Below are 24,177 nucleotides of genomic sequence, written 5' to 3' on the forward strand. Positions count from 1 at the left end.
CACACATGCGCATAGAGATTCCCGGGTTCGACATAGAGGGTGAAATTGGTGAAGGCGCCATGGCGACCGTTTACCTGGCGACTCAGCGTTCGCTGCAGCGCAAGGTGGCGCTCAAGGTCATGGCCGCTTCGCTGGCGGCTGACCCGAGCTTCTGCGAGCGCTTCCTGCGCGAAGGTCGTACGCTGGCGCGCCTGTCTCATCCTCATACCGTCACCATCCATGACATCGGCAACGTCGATGAGCTGTACTACATGGCCATGGAGTACCTGCCCAATGGCACGCTCAAAGAGCGTATAGCGTCAGGCTTGAGCGCAGAGCAGGGCGTGTTGTACATCCGGCAGATCGCTTCGGCACTGGGCTATGCCCACGAGCAGGGGCTGGTTCACCGCGACGTCAAGCCCGCCAACATCCTGTTTCGTGCCGACGGCAATGCCGTGCTGTCCGACTTCGGCATCGCCAAATCGCTCGACGACCGTACCCAGTTCACCCAGGCGGGTTTCGCGGTCGGTACGCCCAGTTACATGAGCCCCGAACAGGCGCGTGGTCAGGATATCGACGGTCGTGCCGATCTCTATGCGCTGGGTGTCGTGCTCTACGAGATTCTGGTCGGAGAGCTGCCGTTCAACGGTATCGATGCCTTGTCCACGGCGCTTGCTCACCTGACCGAGCCGTTGCCCGAGTTGCCGATTCATCACGGCCGCTATCAGGACGTTCTCGCGCGTTTGCTGGCCAAGGACCCGGCTGACCGGTATCCGCACGCCAAGGCGTTGCTGGTTGCACTGGACGCCCTGGCGCTCAACGACGCCGAACGCACGGTCTTTCAGCCGCTGGTAAAACCTGCTGTCGAGAAGGACGACCTGGCGGGAATGACGCCGGTTTCCATCGACATTCCGAGCGGTCCGCCGCAGCCTCCTGCGCCAACGCTGCCACCCGCCCCGGGCCTGAGCCTTGATAAAACCCCGGAACCTCAAAAACGCCGCGTTCTGCCGTTGGCTCTGCTGGCGGTTGCCGTGGCGGCGGCCATTGGCGTGGGCGGCTACTGGTTCTTGCGGGCGGATGCGCCGGTGGCCAGAACCGATATCAAGGCATCGACGAACGCTGCGGTTACGCCTCCTGTTTCGCCGCCTGCGGCCACGACCGTACGCGCAGGCCAGGCCACCTCGGCAAGCGCCTCTGTATCACCCCCAGACAGCGATGGCGGCCAGCGTCCCTTGTTGATGCCCGGCAAGAAAACCCTGTTTCAACGCGTACTGAGCAAGCCCGGCGCCCGCTTTGCCGCTGAGCCGGGCGCGACGGCCGACAAGGAATTGCCTGCGTTTTCCGTGTTGTATGTCTACCAGCGCACAACAATCGATGGCCGTGCGTGGCTGCGCGTGGGCGCAGCCACCGATGGGCGTAGCGAGGGCTGGTTGCCCGCCGAACAGGTCAGCGACTGGAAGCAGAGTCTGGTGCTCAAGTTCACCGAGCGCTCAGGCCGGGCACCGGTGATGTTCGTGCGCCAGCCAGAGCAACTGGAAACGCTGATCGAGAACCCTGCAAAGGCAAAAAACCTGCTGCTCACGGCGCAGAAAAACCCTGATGATAATGCCCAGGTGGTGGCGCTGGAGCCGGCCGCTAGTGCCGTGCCGCAAGATCAGTTTTACCTGCTGCCGATTTTCGAGTCGCGGGAAAGCTTCGATGAAAACGGCCAACCGGTTCAGTTGCTGAACGTGGCTTCGATCGATCCGGGCAACCTGCCGCAGAAGACTGCGGGCAACGAGGTCAGAAAAACCGTCAGCGCCGATGCGTTCCGTACCGCAGTGGTGCTGGTGGTGGACACCTCCGTGTCGATGCAGCCCTACATCGACCGGGTGCGCGATGTGGTGCATGAACTGCAGGAAAAAATTGGCCAGCGCGGTGAACTGGACAGCGTCAGCTTCGGGCTGGTGGGCTTTCGCAACAACACCACCAAAACGCCCGGCCTTCAGTACCTGACCAAAACGCTGGTGACGCTGGATCAGGGCCGCGACCCTCAACGCTTCATGGAACTGGCGCAACAGGTCAAGGCCACGTCCGTCTCCAGCCATGCGTTCAATGAAGACGCCTTTGCCGGCGTGATGCAGGCGGTCAATGGCATGGACTGGTCGGGCTACGGCGGACGTCTGATCCTGCTGGTAACCGACGCCGGCTCGCTGCGCAAGAACGACCCATTGAGCAGCACCCAGATGAACGAAGCTGAAGTGCGCCAGGCCGCGCTAGGCAAACAGATCAAGATTTACGCATTGCACCTGCGCACGGACGCCGGCAAGAAAAATCATGCATTCGCCGAGCAGCAGTACCGCACCCTGACGGCCGATGCCAACCCGCAGATCGGTGACCTGTATGTGCCGGTGGAAGGCGGGGATGTGCGCCGATTCGGCGAGCGCGTCGACGAAATCGGTTCGTCCTTTGCCGACCTTGTGCATCAGGTACGCAGCAACCCGTCGCAGACTGTACCGACGTTGAATGCCGCGCCGAGTGTCGCTGAAAAATCGGCGGCAGTCGGTTACGCCATGCACATGGATTTCCTGGGCCGCAAGTCGGCCAGTCAGGCTCCACAGCTGGTCAGCGCCTGGACAGCTGATCGTGACGTGACCAACCTGGCGCTGCCTGCGTTTCAGGTGTGCGTGATGCTCACCAAACTGCAGCTCAACGACTTGCAGCAGTCACTGAAACTGATCGTCGATGCCGCACGCAAGACTCAGACTTCGCCGAAGGATTTCTTTCAGGAAATCGCCAGTGCCAGTGCCTACATGAGCCGTGATCCGTCCGCCTTGCGCAAAGGCGGCAATCTCGCCGAAGGCGGTGTGCTGGGTGAATACCTAGAAGGCCTGCCGTACCGCAGCAAATCGCTGAACATGACTCAGGACCTGTGGCTGTCCCTGAGCGTGGCCGAGCAGGAAGATTTCATCGACGAGCTGGACTCCAAGATCCGTCTTTATGAAACCTTCCACAACGATCTGGCCAATTGGGTACGTTTCGGCGATGCCGAGCCGGGTGATGCGCTGTACCGCGTTCCCTTGTCGACGTTGCCGTAATGCTGAGTCTGCGCGAAGTGCATAAGTCCCGAGGCCAGGGAGGCCAGCGCTATCGTCTGGTGGTGCCGCGCCTGGAGCTCAAGGCCGGGCAGCATTACGCGCTGGTCGGCCCAAGCGGCTGTGGCAAGAGCACCTTGCTGGATATGCTGGCGCTGGTTTCATCACCGGACCAAATGCAGCGCTTCGATTTTTCGACGCCGGCTGGCGAGCACGATATTGGCAGCCTGTGGCGTGACGCAAGGCACAACCAGCTCGCTGGGCTGCGCAGCCGCCATCTGGGCTATGTGCTGCAAACCGGTGGTCTGCTGGGGTATCTGGATGTGCGCAGCAATATTGCGCTGTCTCGCAGTCTGCTGGGGCTGGATGACGACGGCACGGTCGATCGCCTGGCAAATCAGCTGGAAATCGCTGACCAGTTGCGCAAGAAACCCGCCGCGCTGTCGGTCGGGCAACGCCAGCGCGTGAGCTGTGCCAGAGCACTGGCGCATGCTCCACAACTGCTATTGGCCGACGAACCGACGGCCGCGCTGGATCCGCTCAATGCTGCCCGGGTCATGCAATTGCTACTGACTCAGGCAACGAAGCAAGGCGCCTGCTGTGTCATCGCGACACATGATGAGGCGCTGGTTCGCCACGCCGGTATCGTCGTGCTGCGCATCGAGTGCCGACGTGATACGGACGGCGGCGTGACGGCCACACTGGCGGAGGCGGGTTGATGCGCATGTCTCTGATCGCCAGTATGGCCTGGCAGGATTATCGTGCTGAAAGCCGGCTCTCGGCATGCAACGTGTTGGCGCTGGTTGCGGTGATCGCACCGTTGCTGGTGTTGTTTGGCCTCAAGTTCGGCCTGATCGGTAGCCTGACCGAGCGGCTGGAACAGGATCCTGCCGTACGTGAAGTGATTCCGCTGGGCGGTGGACGCTTCACTGAGCAATTCATCAAGACCCTGGCCGCGCGCCCGGACGTAGGTTTCGTTCTGCCCCGCACTCGCCAGATTGCCGCGACCGCCGATCTGTCCATGAATGGCCAGACGCTCAATGTCGAAATGATCCCGACCGCTAAAGGGGATCCGTTGTTGAACGGTCAGGCCACAACACAACGCGCAGACAGCGTGCTGTTGAGCAGGACTGCCGCCGAAAAACTCGATGCACGGGTGGGTGACTGGATAGATGCGGCCTTCACCCGGCAGGTTTCAGGCACTGTGCAGACGCAGCGCACTCAGGTGCGTGTGCAGGGGATCCTGCCGCTGGAAAGCTTCCAGCGCGATGCACTGTTTGCACCGCTGGCGTTTCTGGAGGCCGTCGAAGACTATCGTGACGGACGTGCCGTTACCGCCTTTGGTTGGGCAGGCGAGCCATCCTCCGACAAACCGCGTATCTACCCTGCGTTTCGCCTCTACGCGCGTGACCTGAATGCCGTCGAACCCTTGCGCCGCTACTTCGCCGACAGTGGCGTGCTGGTGTCCACCCAGGCTCAGGCAATCGCTCAAGTGCAATCCTTGAGCCGTAACCTTTCGATTGTGTTCTGGGTCATTGCCGCGTTGGCCGTATCGGGTGCCTGTGCAGCCGTGTTTGCCGGTGCGCTGGCTTCGGTCGAGCGCAAGCGGCGTGAGCTGTCTGTGCTGCGACTGCTGGGTTTCAGCACCGGCGCACTGTTGTTATTTGTCGTGCTGCAGGCCTTGTACAGTGGCACGCTTGCCGCTGTTCTGGGTGCAGCGCTGTACGGTGCGGCCGAACTGGGCCTGAACCGTTTGTTTGTAAAGGTCAGCGGCGAATACGCCAGCCACCTGTTACCGCATCATTATCTGGTGGCACTGCTTGCTGTCTTGAGCGCCAGCGCTGCGGCGGCGGTGTTGGGAGGTTTGCGTGTCGCTCGTATCGACGCTTCTGAAGGGATTAGAGATGTTTGAGTTGCGCAGGACTGGCCTGGTGCTGGCAATCGCCGCATTGTGCGTATCGTCGTGGGGCGTTCGCGCCGATGACGACAAACTGGACAACCCCAAACCGCTGGCTGACGACATCAGCCTGCCGCTGCCGTGTGAAGGCGAGATGGTGTTCCGATACGTGTACATTCTGGCGCAGGGCAGTCTGGACGACCGCGAGATCAGTCTTGGCTATCCGTTCAGCGAAGATGAGCCGGGCTACAAGCAGTCGTTCATTTCCGGCTACCGCCGAGACTTCATCAACGGTCAGTTCACCCTCAAGGACCTGCCCGCCGATTGGCGCAAGACGATCAGTCCGTTGTTGCCCAAGACCGATGCGGGAACGCCGCTCAAACCGATGATGTACTTCATCGGCAAATATGAAGTGACCGCGCGCCAGTACGCGCAGGTGATGTCCCAGGCACAGTCGCTGGCCAGCGGCGAGCCAGCACCGGCCTGCGATGCGCCCAGTGGCATGGCCGGTCGTTTGCCCAAGGTCAAACTGTCTCGCTTTGAAGCCGAACGCTTCTCTGCGGTGTACAGCGCCTGGCTGATGAAATATCACCGAGAGTTGCTACCCGTCAGCGGGCGTGGCACAGACGCAGAAGAGGGCGGCACGGGTTTCGTAAGATTGCCGACCGAAGTGGAATGGGAGTTTGCAGCCCGTGGCGCGCAGGCAGTAAGCCGCCAGGACATGGACGGCCGCCTGTTTCCTCGCCGTGTCGAAGGCAGCGAAAGTGACGGCCCATTGTCTGACTGGGCGGTGTTCAATCAGGTCGCCGGAGGCACCGGACAGGCCGCTCGCCTGATGCCGATCGGCACCAAACTGCCCAACCCGATCGGCATGTTCGACGTGATCGGCAACGCCGCGGAAATGGTGCAGGAGTCTTTTCAGCTGGTGCACGCCGGACGGCGTCAGGGGGCTTACGGCGGGTTTGTGGCCAAAGGCGGCAATTACCTGGAAGGCGAGGGCACCTTGTTCACCGGCATGCGTCGTGAGTACCCGTTATTTGCCGCTGACGGCTCCGAGCAGAGCAACGAAACCACGGGTTTCCGGGTGGCCATCGGCGCACTTTCCGCCCCGCGCTCGCGCTACAAGGAGCTGTTCGAACAATGGCAGAAAGAAGGTCGACTGGCATCCCTGACCGATGCCATCGACGATGCGCAGGATCCGACCAAGCGTCTGGACAGCATTATCGCCGCCAGCGCCGATCCCCGCTTGCAGGCCGAACTGGGACTGGTCAACGAAGAGCTCAAGCGCAATGTTTCGCTCATTGCCCAGCAGCGTGAAGAGGCGGCCGGCAACCTGATTCAATCCGCTGCGCTGGTGGCTGAAACCATCAATAACTACAACATCCGCCTGACCAACCTGAAGAAGAGCCAGCAGCAGGCCGTGGCCGCCAGGGACGAGGCCAGTGCGAAGCTGTTCGGCACTGCCATCGACAACGGTCAGAGCGCGCTGAACGGCGCGGTAGCAATCTACATCGATAACCTGGCGACCGGCACGCGCTACACCGATGCGGTGATTCAGGCGCAGTTCCAGCGGATCAAAGAAGAACTCAATCGTAAGCCGATCATCGGCAAGAGCCTGGTCACCCGGGCGACCCTGTTCGTGCGTCATGTGGGCGAATACCGCCAGCAGAAACGCGCCGATCCGGAAACGATTGTGAAGCAATTGCTTGCATCGGCCAGCCAGCAATGACCGGCCGGTGTCTGGCAAGCACAGAGGGGACTCGGGCGGCATCAGGCCGCACCGGGCTAGTCAAACCTAAAGAAGAGAACGCCAATATGCTTTTGTCCCGTAAACCCTTTGTCTCGGCCTCGAAAAGCCGTGCCTTGCTGCTGGCGACTGCCGGTTTCGGCGCTGTATTGCTGACCGGCTGCGCAAGCTCACCGGTCTCCAAAGTCGGTGCAAGCACCAAGGTCGAGTACTACCCGACGTGCTACGAACCTGTACAGCATCTGCGTCAGACCGATTCGGACATGACCAAATCGGTCGCGACCGGCGCGGCGCTGGGTGCCGTGGGTGGCGCACTGGCGGGTGCCTTGACCGGCGACTCCGACAAGCGTGCGCGTAACGTTGCCATTGGTGCCGCAGGTGGTGCCCTGGTTGGCGGCGCCGCGGGTTACTACACCGAGCGTCAAAAGCAGATCACTGACGACAATGCGCGTATCGCGTCCTACTCCACTGACATCAACAAAAGCGCGGCTGACATCGACCGCAGCACCGCCTACGCCAAGGCGTCGCAGTCCTGCTATCAGCGTGAATTCACCAGCCTGATCTCGGGTCGCAAGGCCAATACCATCAACGCCACCGAAGGCCGCAAGCGCCTGGCTGAAATCGTTGCCGGTCTGAAAGAGTCCAACGACCTGATCGCCGCAGTCAACGGTCGTGCCAGCGAAGACCTGAGCAGCTACACCCAGGCTTACGAAAAAGACCTGCAGCAGGTTGGCGTGAAGCGTAACGACGTTGTCGTCGTTGCCAATGCCGAGACCGCACCAGTGGCCGCCACTTCAAACAAAAAGGGTGGAAACAAAAAGAGTGGGTCGAAGAAACTGCCTGACGTGCCGAAAGAAGCGGTCGGTACCGAGAAGAACCTGCAGCAGGCCAAGGTCAAGCAGGCCGAAAGCGCTCAGGTGGCTAACGCCGGTCAGACTCAGGTCAACAGCATGTGCAAAAACCCTGATGTTGGCGACTGGGCTCCCGTGCCTTGCCCGAACGTCTGAGTACGTTGATGCATAAGCCATGATCGATCGCTTCACCGGCCCCTTTAGAGGGGCCGGTGAAGTCTGTCGAATGGATTCGAGGAATACCGATGTCAGTCCCCATGATCGGGTTGTACAACAGCCCTTCGCAGGTGTTGGCCCGTCAGAACATTATGGCCAGAATCAATGTTCAGCGGCTGTTTGCCGCGATCGATTCCGACCCCGGCATTGCAGGAGCGGGTGTCGTGTATATCGACAGCGACTTCAATGTCGTGACGCTTCGAGAATTTACGCCCATCTGCAGCATCCAGCCCAAGCGGCTGATCCTGCGGGAGGCCAAACGCAACATCGCACCCCAGCAGTTCGCGCGCGAGGTGCAGACCAACCCTCGCGAATCCCGTCTGATGTACGAGGCGTTCAGTGCCACCATGTCCTGCGGCGGCGCAGTCCTCGGCTGGATCGCCGTGTTTGGCGGCGGGGCAGCAGTGCCTTTTTCAGGCGGTGCCAGCCTGGTCATTACTGCCTTGGGCTATGCGTCAGCCGCCGCCAGCACCGCGCAGTGCGGTATCGGTCTGGCCAGAACCCTCAACGAAGTCAGATCACCTGCTGCGAACGACAAGATGGACGATTCGGAGTTGTATCAGGTTATCGCCTCGGTTCTGGATATCGCTTCTCTATCAGGCGTTGGAGCCACAGGGCTGACCACTTACAAATTGATGCAGGCCCGAAAGGCTGCCACCGGACGCAGCTGGTTCGACCTGACCAAGGAGCTCAACCGGCAGCAACGCAAGGCGCTGACCGAAGAATTGCTGACGCTTCAGAATCCGAAGCTGACTTCCCGGTTGCTCAAGCTCAAGCAGCGCAGTGGTGAGCTGCCAACACGTATGACGCCCACTCAGCTCAAACCCGCCACGGTACTCCAGTTGCAGGACGTGCTCAGCGTTGGAATGGGGCTGGTAGGTAGTAGCTACATGCAAAGCATTGCGGTGGGTCTATACGAGGAAGTAACCGAATGACTGACCGCCACAATTATTTTGCCTTCAGGACGCGTTATTTCCCGTCCTTTCTGGGATCGATGCTCCTCATCACCTTCTCGATGGCCATGGCGGTCTCACAGGTCTTTTACACCTGGTTCAAGGATGCACAGGACAATACGATCATTCAGGTCGTGGTGCTTGTCTGCGCCTCGATGCTGCTCGCTTTGGGCGGCATCATGATCACCCGTGGACGCAGTTGGGGTTGCTGGCTGCTGGTTGCGATGTTGCTCGTGAGCCTGGTTGCCGTTCTGCCAACGTTTCCCGGCTATGGCAGCGGTATCGAGCTGTTTCTCTACGGGCTGGGTTTACTGCTGCCGCTGCTGGGGCTGCTGATGCTCAACAGCCAGCGGCAACGAGAAATGCGCGTCGACTTCATTGCTCTCAGATTCGAGCGTGAGCAAGCCGGTGCTGAAGCGCAGCGTCGGGAGGCTCTGGAGAGCAATCGCGAGAAACTGCGCAAACCAAAGACGCGTCGCCGGTAGCCTGCGGCAGACAGCGCACTTTTGCGCAGGCAACAAAAAACCCGCCGAAGCGGGTTTTCCCAAGACCATCCCGACTTCCTGTCGGACGCCTCCGAGGCGATGGTCGATCGTCCTTGATCCTGGTGAGCTCCCTGCTCACCACTTGTTGGATCCAATATTACGGCTCTTGTTGTTGGACAAAAATAGCCAACTACCCCTAGGGCGTGTAAGCCTTTGGCTATACGGGGCCGTTGCAGCCCTGTTCCTGCATCAACATGCCGTGGGAATGTGACAGGTGATGCGTGGGAGGAAGAGGGCGTACATATTTTGATCAGTCGTCCATGACGCTTCACAAATCGCAGGCAATAAAAAACCCGCCGAAGCGGGTTTGTACCAAGACCATTCCAACTCCCTGTCGGCTGCCTTCGTGGCGATGGTCGATCGTCCCTGATCCTGGCGAACTCCTTGTTCACCAGTTGTTGGATCCAATCTTACGGCTATGTCATGGGTTCAAAAATAGCTGATGGCTCATTAGCGTGTAAGCCTTTCGCTATACCTGCGTCGGATTTAGTCGAAGGTCGGGTGATGCAGTCCTGCCTGCGCGAGCTATAACTGAGCACAGCAGAATCACGAAATCACCGGCCCGCTGGGGTCCAGAGCTAATAATTCGCCAGGGTGTGTCTATGTCGATCTTCCATCAGGGGCTGTCCAAAGGCCCGGCCAACCACATGGCGCTTACGCCTTTAAGTTTCTTGGAGCGCACAGCCACGACTTACCCGGATTATCCGGCGGTGGTCCATGGTGCGATCCGGCGGGACTGGGCGCAGACGTATCGCCGTTGTCGTCAGCTCGCTTCAGGGTTGAGTCAATTGGGCGTGCAAAGCGGCGATACGGTTGCGGTGATGCTGCCCAATATTCCGGCAATGCTTGAAGTGCATTTTGGGGTGCCGATGCTGGGGGCGGTGCTCAATACGCTGAATGTGCGACTGGATGCGTCTGCCATCGCTTTCATGCTCGGGCACGGCGAAGCCAAGGTGTTGATAGCTGACCGGGAGTTTCATGCGGTGGTGCATGCGGCACTGGCCATGCTGGAGCATCCGCCGTTGTTGATTGATGTGGACGACCCTGAATACGGCGAAGGGCGGGCACTCAGCGAGCTCGACTATGAGGCACTGCTCGCCGTGGGCGATCCCGAGTTCGAGTGGCAGTGGCCTGAGGACGAATGGGCGCCGATCTCCCTGAATTACACCTCCGGCACGACCGGCGACCCCAAGGGTGTGGTCTATCACCATCGCGGCGCGTTTCTGAACGCCATTGGCAATCAGATGGCGTGGGGCATGGGGCTGCATCCCGTCTATCTATGGACGTTGCCGATGTTTCACTGCAATGGCTGGTGTTATCCGTGGACGATCACTGCGCAGGCCGGTACGCACGTATTCCTGAGGCGGGTCGATCCGCAGAAAATCATCACACTGATCAGCGAGCACAAGGTCAGCCATTTGTGCGGGGCGCCCATCGTGCTCAATGCGCTGGCCAATCTGCCCAATGCTGCGGACGTCTCGTTCGGGCACGCGGTCAATGCGATGACCGCCGGTGCTGCGCCTCCTGCCCGGGTGATTGCGTCGGTCGAGGCGATGGGCATCTGTATTACTCATGCCTATGGTCTGACTGAAACCTATGGTCCGGTCACCGTCTGCGCCTGGAAGGCGGAGTGGGACGAGTTGCCGCCTGACGAGCGTGCGTCGCTGAAGGCGTGTCAGGGCGTGCGTTACCCGACGCTTGAAGGCGTCATGGTCGCCGACCCGCATACCCATCAGCCGGTGCCAAAGGACGGCCAGACCATTGGCGAGATCTACATGCGCGGTAACACGGTCATGAAAGGCTATCTGGGCAATCCGGCCGCGACAGACAAGGCCTTCGAGGGCGGCTGGTTTCATTCCGGCGACCTGGCCGTCTGGCATGCCGACGGTTACCTGGAGATCCGTGACCGCAGCAAGGACATCATTATTTCTGGCGGCGAGAACATTTCGACCATTGAAGTCGAGGGCGTGCTGTATCGCCATCCTGCCGTGCTGGAGGCCGCTGTGGTAGCCAGACCCGATGAGAAATGGGGCGAGACGCCTTGTGCCTTCGTCACACTCAAGACTGGCTGTGACGAGGTGACGGGCGAGCAGATCATGCGTTTTTGCCGCGAGCACCTGGCAGGTTTCAAGGTGCCGAAAACCGTGGTGTTCACACCGCTGCCGAAAACCTCGACCGGCAAGATCCAGAAGTTTCTGTTGCGGGACTGGGCAAAAAATGGCCAGACCGATCAGGGCGTAAAGGTCGCCGCTGCTTCGCAATAACGTTGTTCGGCGTTTCTGCTTTCCTGATCGCGGTCCCGGCTGGCGCGCTTGGTCCAGTCCCGGCATTCTTCGCGGAAATTGACCTGAGCAGATCTGCGGCACTCGCGTCGCTCCACCGAGCGGGCGAGGAAGTTTTCGCACACGCTGTCGCCGTCGATGGTGTTGTCATAGACACGCCATTGCGCGCGGTAGCGGTCGCGGCCGTCCCATTCGCGTATCGACACCGTTGCGACCTTGTAAGGGCGTGACGGACGGGCCGCGGGGCGAGCGGCATCGGCCTTGAATTCAGCCATGTAGGTTGCGGACACCATGCCTTTGGCCGGCTCGGCCTGAACGGCTCGCGGAACTTGTCCGAAGCGGCAGTTCAGAACGCTTTCGTCGATGACATTGCCGTTCTTCAGACAGTTATCCAGCGGTTGCACTGGGGCGTTTTGTGCCGCCGTGGTCGCAGGAGCAGGCGTCGGCACCACGTAAGGCTCCTGGCGCAAGGCGGCAGAAGGCGTGCTGGCAGGCAGTGCGGGCTCGGAGTCCGTCTCGGGTGTTTGCGCCTCAACGGCGGGCTGCTCAATGGCAGGAACAATGACCTTGGGCTTGCGCAGCTGCGAAGCAATCATGCCGCCGAGGCAGCCCACAACGATCAGGCCTGCCAGCCACAGACCGTAGGCGCGCGGCTTGCGAGGACGTGGCGTTGATCGGCGGGTCGGATGCGAACCCAACACCACATCGACCTGACCGGGCACCAGACGCTGGATGCGGATAATGCCGTCATCGTCAGGCTGCTGCTGATTGGAATTCATCCCTGCTCCTTGAGTCATCCATCTTGCGCTGTCAGGTCTTGTCGCCGTGCAGCGGGCGCGAAACTTCAAGGATATCGGCGTTCGGCGGGATTTCTGAAATGTTTTAGAAGTGTATTCGCGGAGCCCGACAGGCTAAGGTCGAGTCCGTTTTGATTCACCACGGAATTTTGCCAATGCACGAGCGTCTTGAACAGGTTTTCGGTTACTCGCAGTTTCGTCCAGGGCAGGAGGCTGCGATCAGCGCCGTGCTTGCCGGGCGTTCTGCTGCAGCCATTTTTCCGACCGGCTCGGGCAAGTCCCTGTGTTACCAGTTGCCTGCGCTGATGTTGCCGCACCTTACGCTGGTGGTTTCGCCATTGCTGGCCTTGATTCAGGATCAGTTGGCGTTCCTGCAGCGTCACGGTATTTCGGCGGCAAGTATCGATTCAGCGCAGAGCCGGGAAGATGTCGCGCAGGTCATGGCGCGGGCGCGGTCCGGCGAGCTGAAGATTCTGATGATCTCCGTGGAGCGCCTCAAGAATGAGCGTTTCAGACAGTTCATCACGCAAGTGCCGATCTCGCTGCTGGTGGTGGACGAGGCGCACTGCATTTCCGAATGGGGCCACAACTTCCGTCCCGATTACCTGAAGCTGCCCGACTACCAGCGTGAGTTCAATATCCCGCAAGCCTTGCTGCTGACCGCCACGGCCACGCCGCAGGTGATCATCGACATGCAGGAGAAGTTCGCCATCGCCCCGCAGGACGTGGTGACCATCGGCTTCTATCGCCCCAACCTGCACCTGTGGGTCGAACCGGTCGCCGGACGCGACAAGCGTCGACGGCTGGTCGAGTGGTTGAGCGAACGAGGCGGGCAGCCGACCATTGTCTACGTCACGTTGCAGAAGACCGCTGAATACATCGCCGCGCATCTGCAGCAGAACGGACTTCCCGCGAGTGCCTATCACGCCGGTCTGCCGAACGATAAGCGTGAATCGATCCAGAAACAGTTCATGAGTGGCCAGTTGAACTGCATCGTGGCGACAATCGCCTTCGGCATGGGCATCGACAAAAGCGACATCCGCAACGTGGTGCATTTCGATCTGCCCAAGTCCATCGAGAACTACAGCCAGGAAATCGGTCGGGCAGGGCGTGACGGCGCGGCGTCCGATTGTCTGGTGCTGGCCAACCGCGACAGCCTCAACGTGCTGGAAAACTTCGTGTATGGCGACACGCCGGAGCGCGAGGGTATAGCACGGGTGCTGGACGACCTGCTGAGCGCTCGTGGTGACGGACAGTGGGAGTTTCTGCTGAACCCGCTGGCCGATCTCAGCAACATCCGCCAACTGCCGCTCAAAACCCTGCTGGTGCAACTGGAACTGCGCGGGATCATCGCGCCGCGTTATGCGTACTTTGCCGAATACCGTTTCAAATTTTTGATCGAGCCCGCTGAGTTGATGGCGCGCTTCGAGGGCGAGCGGCGTCAGTTTGTCGAAGCTGTGATTCAGACGTCCAGCCGGGCGCGAACCTGGGCGACGGTGGACTTCGACGCGCTGTATCAGCAATACGGCGCCGAGCGCGGGCGTGTGGTCACGGCGCTGGATTACTTTCAGGAGAAGGGCTGGATCGAGCTGGAAAGCAAGCAGATGACCGAGGTCTACAGCCTGCTGCGCACCGACTTTGACCCGGATGCGCTGAGTAACGAGTTGCACGTCTACTTCAGTGAGCACGAAACGACCGAGGTCGCCCGGATTCACACCATGCTGGAGGTGTTTGCCAGCGATCAATGCCTGACTCATCGCCTGGCCCGGTACTTCGGGGACGATAACGCGCCCGAGCGTTGCGGGCATTGTTCGGTGTGCCACGGTCAGGTCGCTTACCTCCCAGAGCCGCCCGCGCTGCAGCCGCTTGATGAAAGGGATTTTCAGCACCTGTGTGGCGATTTCATCCGCAAGCACCATGACTACAACGGCCAGCTACCCAGCGCCGAATGCCTGACGCGTTTCCTGTGCGGCATCAGCGTGCCGCTGTTCACCAAACTCAAGGCGCGGGCGACCGCAGGGTTTGCCGAGCTTGAGGATTACCCGTATGCGCAGGTCAGGGCGTGGGTGCAGGGTCGGATGGATTCATAACGACGGCCAAGGCCTATAAGCCTGACACAGCGCTTATCTGCAGCAGACACCTGATTGTGGGAGGCGGCTTGCCGGCGATAGAGCTGGCGCGCGCTGTCAGCCCCAAACGAAAACCGGCCGCTCGAGAGCGGCCGGTTTTCAGACATTTTGACGATCAACGATCGCGGTAGTAGCCACGACCATGTTTGCGATGGCCGTAATGCTTGCCACGGTTGCCGTGTCCACGATACTCACGACGGTCATCACGACCACCACGATAGCCACGGTCATCGTTACGGCTCTCGTTACCCATGTAGTTACCCAGCGCCGCACCTGCGCCGCCACCAGCAGCCGAGCCAACCAGGCTGCCGGTATTGCCGCCTACGCTGCGGCCTATCACGTTACCGCCTGCCGCGCCCAGACCTCCACCGATGGCTGCTTCTGTGCGGTTATGGCGGTTTGCGCCGACTGCACCACCGGCTGCGCCGCCGACGCCAGCGCCAATCGCTGAACCGGTGCTACCGCCGAGCTGCTGGCCGACGACTGAACCGAGTACCCCACCCAATGCTCCGCCTACGCCTGCCGTCACGTTATCGCCTGCAGAGGCGAAACCGGTGGTCAGGGTAAGAGACAACAACAGTATCGAGGAATACTTCATGTAGGGAATCTCATAGGGATGACGGCGCGATATTCGTGTCAAGTGAAGAATGTAGCAATGCAAATCCGACGAGTAACACGAATGCAACACAGAATGCTAAGTTATTGTTTTAGCTAAGGAACTTAAAGCTGAAAACGCAGTCTGAGGTTACTTGTGAAAGGCCCGTTTCCAGCGAAACGGGCCTTTTTTTGTGGGCGTCAGATAATCCGCGCCGACTCAGTGGAACGCTCAAGACGAATCGCCACGAACTTCGACGTCGGCGTGCTGCTGCCTTCGCCGACGCTTTCCAGCGGCACCAGAGGGTTGACCTCTGGGTAGTAGGCGGCAGCCTGACCGGCCGGGATGTCGAACGGCAGCAGGGTGAAGCCCTTGACGCGGCGTTCGCGTTTGTCGTCCCAGATCGAGATCAGGTCGGCTTTCTGGCCTGGCTGGAAGCCCAGGCGAATGATGTCGGCTTCGTTGACGAACAGCACGTCGCGTTGACCTTTGACGCCGCGATAACGGTCGTCCAGGCCGTAGATCGTGGTGTTGTACTGATCGTGCGAGCGCATGGACTGCATGATCAGGTCCGGCACCTCTCCAGTCGAACTGATGCCTTCATGCAACAGGGTGCCCGGCAGCTTGTTGGGTTTGAAGTTGGCCCGGGTCGATGGAGTGTTCCAGCGACGTGCACCCGCCGCGTTGCCCAGATAGAAGCCGCCCGGGTTCTTGATGCGCTCGTTGAAATCCTTGAAGCCCGGAATGGTGTCGGCAATCAGGTCGCGAATGCGGTTGTAGTCCTCGACCAGCCACAGCCAGTCGACAGGCTGCTTGCCCAGCGTGGCGTTGGCGATACCGGCCAGGATCGCAGGCTCGGAGCGCATCTGCGACGACGACGGCTGCAATTGACCGTTCGAGGCGTGAACCATGCTGAACGAGTCTTCCACCGTGACCGCTTGCGGGCCATTGGCCTGAATGTCGATGTCGGTGCGGCCGAAGCACGGCAGAATCAGCGCGTCCTTGCCGTGGAACAGGTGGCTGCGGTTGAGCTTGGTACTGATCTGAACCGTCAGGTCGCAATTGCTCAGTGCTTCGGCGGTGCGATGGCTGTCAGGTGTGGCCTGGGCAAAGTTGCCGCCCAGTGCGATGAACACCTTGGAACGGCCTTCGGCCATGGCGTGAATGGCTTCGACCACGTTGTGGCCGTTCTCTCGTGGCACCTTGAACTGGAAGCGTTTTTCCAGCGCGTCGAGCAGGAACACCGGAGGGCGTTCGTTGATGCCCATGGTGCGGTCGCCCTGCACGTTACTGTGGCCGCGAACCGGGCACAGACCTGCGCCCGGCCTGCCGATGTTGCCGCGCAGCATCATCAGGTTGGCGATTTCCTGAATGGTCGCCACCGAATGACGGTGCTGAGTGATGCCCATCGCCCAGCACATGATGACGTTCTTGCCCAGAGCGTACATGCGCGCCGACTGCTCGATGTCGGCAAGCGTCAGGCCGGACTGCTCGACCAGCTCGTCCCACGAGGTGTCATCGATGGCGGCCAGGTAATCCAGCACGCCTTCGGTGTGTTCGTTGAGGAACGCGTGGTCGAAAACCGACGGCGCGTCGGCAGCCTGTGCCTCGCGTTCCCATTGCAGCAGGAACTTGGCCATACCGCGCAGCAGCGCCATGTCGCCACCCAGCGCCGGGCGGAAGTAGGCGGTGTTGGTCGGACGGTCGCCGTTGGTGAGCATTTCCACCGGGTGCTGCGGATGCTGGAAACGCTCCAGGCCACGCTCTTTGAGCGGGTTCACGCAGACCACTTGCGCGCCACGCTTCACCGCTTCACGCAGTGGCTCCAGCATGCGCGGGTGGTTGGTGCCGGGGTTCTGGCCGAGCACGAAGATCGCGTCCGCGTGTTCGAAGTCGTCGAAGGTGACGGTGCCTTTACCGACGCCCACGCTTTGCGACAACGCAACGCCGCTGGCCTCGTGGCACATGTTCGAGCAATCGGGGAAGTTGTTGGTCCCGTAGGCGCGCACGAACAGCTGATACAGATACGCCGCCTCGTTGCTGGCGCGGCCCGAGGTGTAGAACTCGGCCATGTTCGGGCTGGGCAGGTTGTTCAGGTGTTTGGCGATCAGCGCAAAGGCCGCGTCCCAGGCGATCGGCTTGTAACGGTCGGTTTCGGCGTCGTAGACCAACGGATCGGTCAGGCGACCCTGATACTCAAGCCAGTAATCGCTCTGCTCCAGCAGCGCAGTGACGCTGTGACGGGCGAAGAAGGCCGGGTCCACACGACGCTTGGTGGCTTCCCAGTTGACCGCCTTGGCGCCGTTCTCGCAGAACTTGACCATGCCGCTTTCCGGCGAATCGCCCCAGGCGCAGCCCGGGCAGTCGAAGCCGCCGTTCTGGTTGGTCTTGAGCATCATGCGCAGGTTTTTCAGCGCGTTGTCGCTGCCCAGCCAGGCCTGCGTCACGCTGATCAGTGCGCCCCAGCCGCCTGCCGCACCTTTGTATGGCTTGTAGCGGGGGGTAGGTGTCTTGTCGGCTTGGTGATGAGTGCTCACGCTTGAATCTCCATCGCAGGGCTATAGACCCGCGGCGCACTGTGCTGCGGCAGGTGGATTAAATTGAGGTTGTGCCGGCGTGCCCATTGCAGGGCCAGACCGGTGGGCGACGACAGGCTGACCAGTGTCTGGATGCCTGCGCGCAAAACTTTCTGGATCAACTCCAGGCTGCATCGGCTGGTCACGATGGCAACGCCACCCGCCAGCGGGATGTCCTGGCGGACCAGCGCGCCGATCAGCTTGTCCAGCGCGTTATGGCGACCGATGTCTTCGCGGCCCAGCAGCAATTGGCCGTTGCCATCCAGGTAGATGGCGGCATGCACCGCACCGCAGTGTCGGCCCAAGGGTTGGAATTCGCCGATGCGCTGACGCAGGCCTTCCAGCCACTGGATGGGTGGAAGCGGCGCGCCGGGCAGAACGTTCAGTTCCGGCAGCGCCTGCTCGACCGCTTCGACGCCGCACAGGCCGCAGCCGCTGGTGCCAGCCAGTTGGCGGCGCTGTTGTTTCATTTCCCAGAAGGCACGGCTGGCGATTTCGACTTCGGCCTGCATCGCAGAGCCGCAGCCGCTGAGCTTGAAGTCGTAGATTTCATCGCGAGAGGCAATGATTCCGCTGCCCAGACTGAAACCGACGATGAAGTCTTCAAGATCGGTGGGGCTGACCAGCATGACGGCCTGACTGATGCCGTTGTAGGCGATTGCCAGCGCTACTTCTTCAGCAAGCTCAGTGCGTGCGCCGTCCTGACCTTCGAGGGTCGCGTAGCTGTAGGACTGGCTGGCTTCGGGGGCGGGCGCGAAAGCAGACGCGGTGCCGACCGTGCGCTTGGCTTGCATGGGCAGAGATACCGGCAGATTGACACCTGTAAGACTAGGCGTGTTGTCCGGTATCGTCTAATCGCTAGTTCCGATGCACTGATAGATGACGTCGATCAATGTCTTATCGAGGGATTTCTGCCACCAGCGCAAAGCACGCTTCCGCCAGCGCCGAACGAGGTGCACTGCGGCGCATGATCAGCCCCAGCTGGGCCAACGTGCGGGCATCGGCAATCGGATGCATGGCAAGATGCTCGGTCAGCGTCTCCAATCCGCCGTCCAGCGGCATGATTGCGCAGCAGAAACCGCCATGTACGGCCTGTAATAACTGATGAACGGCATCGGTCTGCAGCAACGGCTGAGGTTGAAGACCCCGGCTGTGGAAGTTGTGATCGATGGATTGGCGGAAGTGCATGCCGCTGGTCAGCATGCCCAACGGCAGCTCGACCAGGTCCGCCCAGCTCAACGGCTCATCGCCGAAGGTGAAATGGCGTCGGTCGTAAAGCAGCCCCATTTTCGTGTCATCCAGAGCCAGCGAGTCGAAACGGTCGTTGTCCAGCCGCTCCAGGTACGAGACGCCCAGATCGATACGATTGCTCGCCAGTTGCTCCAGCACCTGTTCGGAGCTGAGCGAAGACAGTTCGAAACGCAGGTTGGGGTGCATCTGATGCAGCCGGTGCAGCAGCGGCAGAGGATCGAAGCTCGACAGCGGCACCACGCCCAGGCGCAGCGTACCGACCAGATGACCCCGACAGGCCGCCGCTTCGGCCTGCAGACCGTCGTAGGCCGCAAGCACCGTGCGTGCCCAGGCCAGCACGCGCTCGCCCGGCGCGGTAAAGCCTTCAAAGCGCTGGCCGCGATTGACCAGCGGCAAGCCAAGCTCTTCTTCCAGATTACGCAGCCGCATCGACAGCGTGGGCTGGGTGATATTGCAGCGCGCAGCTGCTTGCCCGAAGTGGCGGGTTTCGTCGAGGGCGATCAGGAATTTGAGTTGCTTGATGTCCATATTCACTCCGGTGGGCAGTCCAGATGGTCGATTCTACGCGTTCAGGCTGAACGATGGTCATTCCACGTTGGTCGGAACTCTGCAGGCCGCGGTTTATAAGGGCTATGGTTGATGGTGCACATCTGACAACTCAATTGAGGAGAACCGGATTATGAGCATTTGGAGTTTTGTGAAAGAGGCGGGCGAAAAGATCCTTGATGCGATCACGCCCGGCAATGCCAACGCAGATGAAGTCCTGAAGGATCATATTTCCAAGGTCGGATTGGGCAACCCCAACATTCAGACAGAAGTCGACGGCGGAACAGTCGTCGTGAAGGGCGAGGTGGCCAGTCAGGAGGAGAAGGAAAAAATCCTGGTGACACTGGGCAATATCGAAGGTGTCGAGAAAGTGGACGACCAGATGACCGTTGCCAGCAGCGCGCCAGCTGCGACCGAGTCCAGATTCTATGAGGTCAAAAAAGACGACACCCTGAGTAAGATCTCGAAAGAGATGTATGGCGATGCGAACAAGTACCAGAAAATCTTCGACGCCAACAAACCCATGCTCGAGAATGTGAACAAGATCTATCCAGGGCAGAAACTGCGCATTCCGGAGTGAGTAGTCGCTCGGGCAAATGATCGTCCCCACGCCCCGCGTCCGCTCTCGAATGTGGCGCAGATGCGTGGCCAGGCTCCAGCGTTATCCACGTCATGCGCTCGGCTTACTGGCTCCGCAATCCGTGCCATTTGTGACGCAGAGCGTCACAGGATGCATACCCACGCGGAGCATCACTGGTGTCCGGGGAAAATAGGGAGGGGGCTCCGCCCCCTCTTCTACGACGGGCATCTGCGTCATAATCAGCCCTTTCAGACTTGATTATTGCCATGTTCTCCAATACTCATCTCGGTCAGTTGCTGTCTGCATTTCCCTCGCAGTTTTTCCAAAAAGAAGTCAAAGCCTGCGGAGCCGATCGGTACGCCAAACGTTGTACATCTCGCGATTTGCTGGTGACGCTGGTGCTGGGGCATTTGCAGCAAAGCAGCAGTTTGCGCAGCCTCTCGGCGATGTCTGAAGCCTTCGATGAACATCACCATTTGAATGCCAGGCCGGTGCCTCGCTCTACGCTTTCCGACGCGCTTAACAAGCGCAGTTTCATCCCGTTTCAAAAGGCCTGCGAATCCATGCTGAGCGCTATAAGCGGGCAGCAACGCCGACTGGCCAAACGCATGATCAGCCTTATTGATTCCACCTCAATCACGTTGCGCGGACCCGATTTTGACGAATGGACCAAGGCCACCAAGACCCGCATAACACAAGGCCTCAAGGTGCATAGCGGCTTTGATCCTGTCCAGTGCGCCCCGGTCTACATCAGCATTACCCCTGCCAACGTCAACGACGTGACTGATGCTTTGAAGGTGCCGATTGAGTCAGGCGTGACTTATGTTTTCGACAAAGGCTATTGCAGCTACAACTGGTGGTATCAGATTCATCAGGCCGGGGCTTTTTTCGTTACACGACTCAAAAAAGACGCCAATGTACAGCTGTCTCATAAGCACTCCTGCCCATCGCCCGAAAGCAGAGTGCAGGCCGATGACATCGTGGAGTTTGGTAAACGGCATCGTGTTTTCAGGGGGACGCCGGTACGACGTGTGAAGGTCCAGCTCGAAACATGGGAAAACCCGCTCACGCTGGTCACTAATGACCTGACACGCTCTGCTGAAGAGATTGCCGACCTGTACAAGGAACGTTGGCAGATTGAGCTGTTTTTCAAGTGGATCAAGCAGCATCTCAAACTAAAGCGTTTCTACGCGTTCTCCGAAAATGCGGTGAAATTGCAGATTTACAGCGCGATTATTACGTATGTACTGCTGCATATTTTTCAGAAGCGATCGAATTTCTGTGGCTCGCTTTTCGACCTGACACGCTCCTTGGTCTGCGTCTTGTTTGAAAGACCTTTAGCCAAAGAGCATCGAAAAAACCGACGACGAAAGAACGAAGAGATGAAAGTAGCCCAGGGTAGCCTTTTGCTATGACGGCAGCGGACTTTCCCCGGACACTAGTGACGCGGAGCATGGGCACGATCAGTGTGCTTGAGATCGCTGATCGTTCCTACGCTCTGCGTGGGAATGCCTCCCAGGACGCTCCGCGTCCGCTCTTGAATGTGGCGCAGATGCGTGCCCAAGTTCCAGCGTTATCCACGTCATGCGCTCGGCTCACTGAATCCGCAATCTGTGCCATTTGTGACGCGGAGCGTCACGGGAGGCATGCCCACGCGGAGCGATGGGCACGATCAGTGTCGAGGCGGACTTGTGTATAACGATGAGCGCGGAGCATGGGCACGATCAGTGTGCTTGAGATCGCTGATCGTTCCCACGCTCCTGTAACGCAGTTCAGGACGCTCCGCGTCCGCTTTGCGGTGCGATGCAGAGCGTCTGCGGGCCTATCACAACCCCTTGATCAACTCCCGATAATCCTCGACGGCCGCGAACTCTTCAGTGTCCTTCGGCGCTTTCTGGCTGTTGGGCTGGCTGACCGCCAGCAAATGCGCGACACCGAAACGGCCAGCACTGCGCAGGATCGGCAGGGTGTCGTCGATGAACAGGCTGCGGGCCGGGTCGAAGGCAGTGTCGGCGTGCAGCGCGTCCCAGAACTGCTGGTTTTCCTTGGGAAAGCCGTAGTCATGGGAACTGATCAACCGCTCGAAGTAGGGCGCCAGTTCAATCCGCTCCATCTTCAATGACAGCGAATCGCGATGGGCATTGGTGATCATGATCACCCGCTTGCCTGCCTGTTTGATCGCCGCCAGAAAGGTCTCTGCGTCCGGACGCAGCGCAATCATGTGGGCGATTTCCCGCTTCAGGTCACGCACCGACAGCTTCAGCTCGGTGCTCCAGAAATCCAGGCAATACCAGTTGAGCGTGCCTGCGTTGCGTTCGAACAACGGTTTCAATTCCAGCCAGGCCATGGCGAAACTGATGCCGTGCAGTTCGGCGTAACGCTGCGGCAGGTGTTGCAACCAGAAGTGGTCGTCGTAATGCAGATCGAGCAAGGTGCCGTCCATATCCAGCAGGACGGTATCAATTTCGCTCCAGGGCATGGAAAGCATGGTTGCCTCTTGGAAGTGGGTTCTGATGAGTAAGCATATCCGACACGAACATTCGGAAAAGCCGCGTTATAGTACCCCGTCCATGTGAAGGAGCCTGTCATGCGTCAGAAACCAACCGTTCTCGCCCGCGCTATCGTCGCCAGCAGTCGTCTGTTCCGCGTGGAGGAGTTGCAGTTGCGCTTTGCCAACGGGGTCGAGCGTACGTATGAGCGTCTGGTGGGCAGAGGTACAGGCTATGGCGCGGTGATGATCGTGGCGATGCTCGATGCCGACCACGCGATTCTCATTGAAGAATATTGCGGCGGCACCGACGAGTACGAGCTGTCGCTGCCCAAAGGGTTGATCGAGCCGGGCGAAGACATCCTCGCCGCGGCTAACCGTGAACTCAAGGAAGAGGCCGGTTTTGGCGCGCGCCAACTGGAGCACCTGACCGAGCTGTCGTTGTCGCCCGGCTACATGAACCAGAAAATCCAGGTCGTGCTGGCGACCGATCTGTACGAAGAGCGGCTGGAAGGTGACGAGCCTGAGCCAATCCGTGTGGACAAGATCAACCTGCGGGAGCTGGCGAGCCTGGCCCAGAATGCACAGTTCAGCGAAGGGCGCGCCCTGGCTGCGTTGTACCTCACCCGTGACCTGCTGACCCAACGTGGACTGTTCCAACCATGACCGACTCGCTCGACAACCTGCCGCACCCGCTGCTCGCTCCCGTCATCGACCTTGCACGCCTGGCGGGCGAGGCCATTCTGCCGTTCTGGCGCGCGAACGTCAGCGTGACCTCCAAGGCCGATGATTCACCGGTAACGGCGGCTGATCTGGCGGCCCATCAGGTGCTGGTCGAGGGCCTGCTGGCGCTGGATCCGACGATTCACGTGCTGTCCGAGGAAGACGCCGACATCCCGCTCAGCGAGCGTGCGACCTGGGAGCGGTGGTGGCTGGTTGATCCGCTGGACGGCACCAAGGAGTTCATTTCCGGCAGCGAGGAGTTCACGGTCAACGTTGCGCTGATCGAGCACGGCCGCGTGGTGTTTGGCGTGGTATCCATGCCCACCAATGACCGCTGCTATTTCGGAGGCGCAGAACTGGGCGCGTGGCGCAGTGACTCACCCGGTCATTGCGCGCCGATTCAGGTGCGTCACGAATTACAGACCGGACAGGCGTTCACCGTCGTCGCCAGTCGCAGGCACTCAAGCCCCGAGCAGGAGCATTTGCTGGCAGGTTTGGCAGCAGGCCTCGGTCCGCTGCAACTAACCAATATCGGCAGCTCGTTGAAGTTCTGTCTGCTGGCCGAAGGCGCCGCCGACTGCTACCCGCGTCTGGCCCCGACCTCGCAGTGGGACACGGCTGCGGCGCAGGGCGTGCTCGAAGGCGCTGGCGGTGAAGTCCTGCAACTCGACGGCCAGCGCTTCTCCTATCCTGCCCGCGAGTCGCTGCTCAACCCGTTTTTCCTGGCGCTGCCCGCCAAAGCCGAATGGCGCGAGAAGTTGCTGGTGCTGGCGCAGTCTTGAACTGATTGCTCGTAAGTCTTCACGCTATCGCTACGCGCAGATCCTGCTGAATGTACGCAGTACCTGTGGGAGGCGGCTTGCCGGCGATGCTTTTTCTGAAGCGACATAGCAGTGATTGACCTGACGCCATCGCCGGCAAGCCGCCTCCCACGGGGTGTGTATTGCT

At 60.1% G+C, this 24,177-nt stretch carries 19 protein-coding genes; 13 read left to right on the forward strand and 6 right to left on the reverse strand.

Annotated features, from left to right (window positions below; all coding sequences use genetic code 11):
- Positions 1–5 precede the first annotated feature (5 nt).
- The 8 genes from AC0IXS_RS15565 to AC0IXS_RS15600 all read left to right on the forward strand — a co-directional run bounded on the left by AC0IXS_RS15565 (position 6) and on the right by AC0IXS_RS15600 (position 11,526).
- Positions 6–3,056 (forward strand): serine/threonine-protein kinase, encoded by a 3,051-nt coding sequence (locus AC0IXS_RS15565; protein ID WP_471825070.1) that lies wholly within the window; start codon positions 6–8, stop codon positions 3,054–3,056.
- A complete protein-coding gene (locus tag AC0IXS_RS15570; protein WP_122690350.1) occupies positions 3,056–3,772 on the forward strand; it encodes an ABC transporter ATP-binding protein in 717 nt (238 codons plus the stop codon). The genes AC0IXS_RS15565 and AC0IXS_RS15570 overlap by 1 nt, the downstream gene beginning before the upstream one ends.
- On the forward strand, positions 3,772–4,965 hold the full coding sequence (locus tag AC0IXS_RS15575; RefSeq protein WP_191958074.1) for an ABC transporter permease: 1,194 nt from the start codon (positions 3,772–3,774) through the stop codon (positions 4,963–4,965). The genes AC0IXS_RS15570 and AC0IXS_RS15575 overlap by 1 nt, the downstream gene beginning before the upstream one ends.
- Positions 4,958–6,679, forward strand: coding sequence for a formylglycine-generating enzyme family protein (locus AC0IXS_RS15580; RefSeq protein ID WP_122690352.1), 1,722 nt, complete (start codon positions 4,958–4,960; stop codon positions 6,677–6,679). The genes AC0IXS_RS15575 and AC0IXS_RS15580 overlap by 8 nt, the downstream gene beginning before the upstream one ends.
- An 86-nt stretch (positions 6,680–6,765) precedes the next feature.
- Positions 6,766–7,704 (forward strand): type VI secretion system-associated lipoprotein TagQ, encoded by a 939-nt coding sequence (gene tagQ / locus AC0IXS_RS15585; RefSeq protein ID WP_122690353.1) that lies wholly within the window; start codon positions 6,766–6,768, stop codon positions 7,702–7,704.
- 89 nt (positions 7,705–7,793) lie between these two features.
- On the forward strand, positions 7,794–8,699 hold the full coding sequence (locus AC0IXS_RS15590) for an NAD synthetase (protein ID WP_122690354.1): 906 nt from the start codon (positions 7,794–7,796) through the stop codon (positions 8,697–8,699).
- The gene (locus tag AC0IXS_RS15595) at positions 8,696–9,202 is read left to right on the forward strand and encodes a hypothetical protein (RefSeq protein WP_122690355.1); all 507 of its coding nucleotides are present in this window, start codon (positions 8,696–8,698) and stop codon (positions 9,200–9,202) included. Before AC0IXS_RS15590 ends, AC0IXS_RS15595 begins: the two co-directional genes overlap by 4 nt.
- Positions 9,203–9,864: 662 nt before the next feature.
- Positions 9,865–11,526 (forward strand): acyl-CoA synthetase, encoded by a 1,662-nt coding sequence (locus AC0IXS_RS15600; protein WP_191954993.1) that lies wholly within the window; start codon positions 9,865–9,867, stop codon positions 11,524–11,526.
- On the opposite strand, the gene AC0IXS_RS15605 is transcribed toward AC0IXS_RS15600, so the two are convergent.
- Positions 11,493–12,323, reverse strand: a complete 831-nt coding sequence (locus AC0IXS_RS15605) for a hypothetical protein (protein WP_191954994.1) — start codon at positions 12,321–12,323, stop codon at positions 11,493–11,495. The genes AC0IXS_RS15600 and AC0IXS_RS15605 overlap by 34 nt on opposite strands.
- A 173-nt stretch (positions 12,324–12,496) precedes the next feature.
- Here AC0IXS_RS15605 and AC0IXS_RS15610 point away from each other — a divergent pair, with 173 nt between their 5' ends.
- A complete protein-coding gene (locus AC0IXS_RS15610) occupies positions 12,497–14,431 on the forward strand; it encodes a RecQ family ATP-dependent DNA helicase (protein WP_471825074.1) in 1,935 nt (644 codons plus the stop codon).
- Between the two features lie 154 nt (positions 14,432–14,585).
- Here the strand turns inward: AC0IXS_RS15610 and AC0IXS_RS15615 are convergent, their stop codons facing one another.
- The 4 genes from AC0IXS_RS15615 to AC0IXS_RS15630 all read right to left on the reverse strand — a co-directional run bounded on the left by AC0IXS_RS15615 (position 14,586) and on the right by AC0IXS_RS15630 (position 19,420).
- Positions 14,586–15,068, reverse strand: coding sequence for a glycine zipper domain-containing protein (locus AC0IXS_RS15615; protein WP_057409184.1), 483 nt, complete (start codon positions 15,066–15,068; stop codon positions 14,586–14,588).
- 197 nt (positions 15,069–15,265) lie between these two features.
- On the reverse strand, positions 15,266–17,602 hold the full coding sequence (locus AC0IXS_RS15620) for an FdhF/YdeP family oxidoreductase (RefSeq protein ID WP_043305030.1): 2,337 nt from the start codon (positions 17,600–17,602) through the stop codon (positions 15,266–15,268).
- Positions 17,599–18,435 carry a formate dehydrogenase accessory sulfurtransferase FdhD gene (gene fdhD / locus AC0IXS_RS15625; protein ID WP_137203371.1) on the reverse strand — a complete coding sequence of 279 codons (837 nt, stop codon included), beginning with the start codon at positions 18,433–18,435 and terminating at the stop codon, positions 17,599–17,601. Before fdhD ends, AC0IXS_RS15620 begins: the two co-directional genes overlap by 4 nt.
- Before the next feature lie 103 nt (positions 18,436–18,538).
- Complete coding sequence (locus tag AC0IXS_RS15630) at positions 18,539–19,420, reverse strand: LysR family transcriptional regulator (protein ID WP_004883001.1); 882 nt, start codon at positions 19,418–19,420, stop codon at positions 18,539–18,541.
- 151 nt (positions 19,421–19,571) lie between these two features.
- On the opposite strand from AC0IXS_RS15630, the gene lysM reads away from it, so the two are divergent.
- On the forward strand, positions 19,572–20,018 hold the full coding sequence (lysM, locus tag AC0IXS_RS15635; protein WP_057409182.1) for a peptidoglycan-binding protein LysM: 447 nt from the start codon (positions 19,572–19,574) through the stop codon (positions 20,016–20,018).
- A 266-nt stretch (positions 20,019–20,284) separates the two neighbouring features.
- On the forward strand, positions 20,285–21,433 hold the full coding sequence (locus AC0IXS_RS15640) for an IS4 family transposase (RefSeq protein ID WP_122573628.1): 1,149 nt from the start codon (positions 20,285–20,287) through the stop codon (positions 21,431–21,433).
- A gap of 410 nt (positions 21,434–21,843) precedes the next feature.
- Here AC0IXS_RS15640 and yrfG read toward each other — a convergent pair whose 3' ends face one another.
- The gene (gene yrfG, locus AC0IXS_RS15645) at positions 21,844–22,506 is read right to left on the reverse strand and encodes a GMP/IMP nucleotidase (RefSeq protein ID WP_449116994.1); all 663 of its coding nucleotides are present in this window, start codon (positions 22,504–22,506) and stop codon (positions 21,844–21,846) included.
- Between the two features lie 99 nt (positions 22,507–22,605).
- Here yrfG and nudE point away from each other — a divergent pair, with 99 nt between their 5' ends.
- Positions 22,606–23,172 (forward strand): ADP compounds hydrolase NudE, encoded by a 567-nt coding sequence (gene nudE / locus AC0IXS_RS15650; RefSeq protein ID WP_025996596.1) that lies wholly within the window; start codon positions 22,606–22,608, stop codon positions 23,170–23,172.
- Positions 23,169–24,011 carry a 3'(2'),5'-bisphosphate nucleotidase CysQ gene (gene cysQ / locus AC0IXS_RS15655; RefSeq protein WP_057408548.1) on the forward strand — a complete coding sequence of 281 codons (843 nt, stop codon included), beginning with the start codon at positions 23,169–23,171 and terminating at the stop codon, positions 24,009–24,011. The genes nudE and cysQ overlap by 4 nt, the downstream gene beginning before the upstream one ends.
- Positions 24,012–24,177: the final 166 nt, after the last annotated feature.

This window comes from Pseudomonas sp. AC016 (assembly GCF_979253365.1).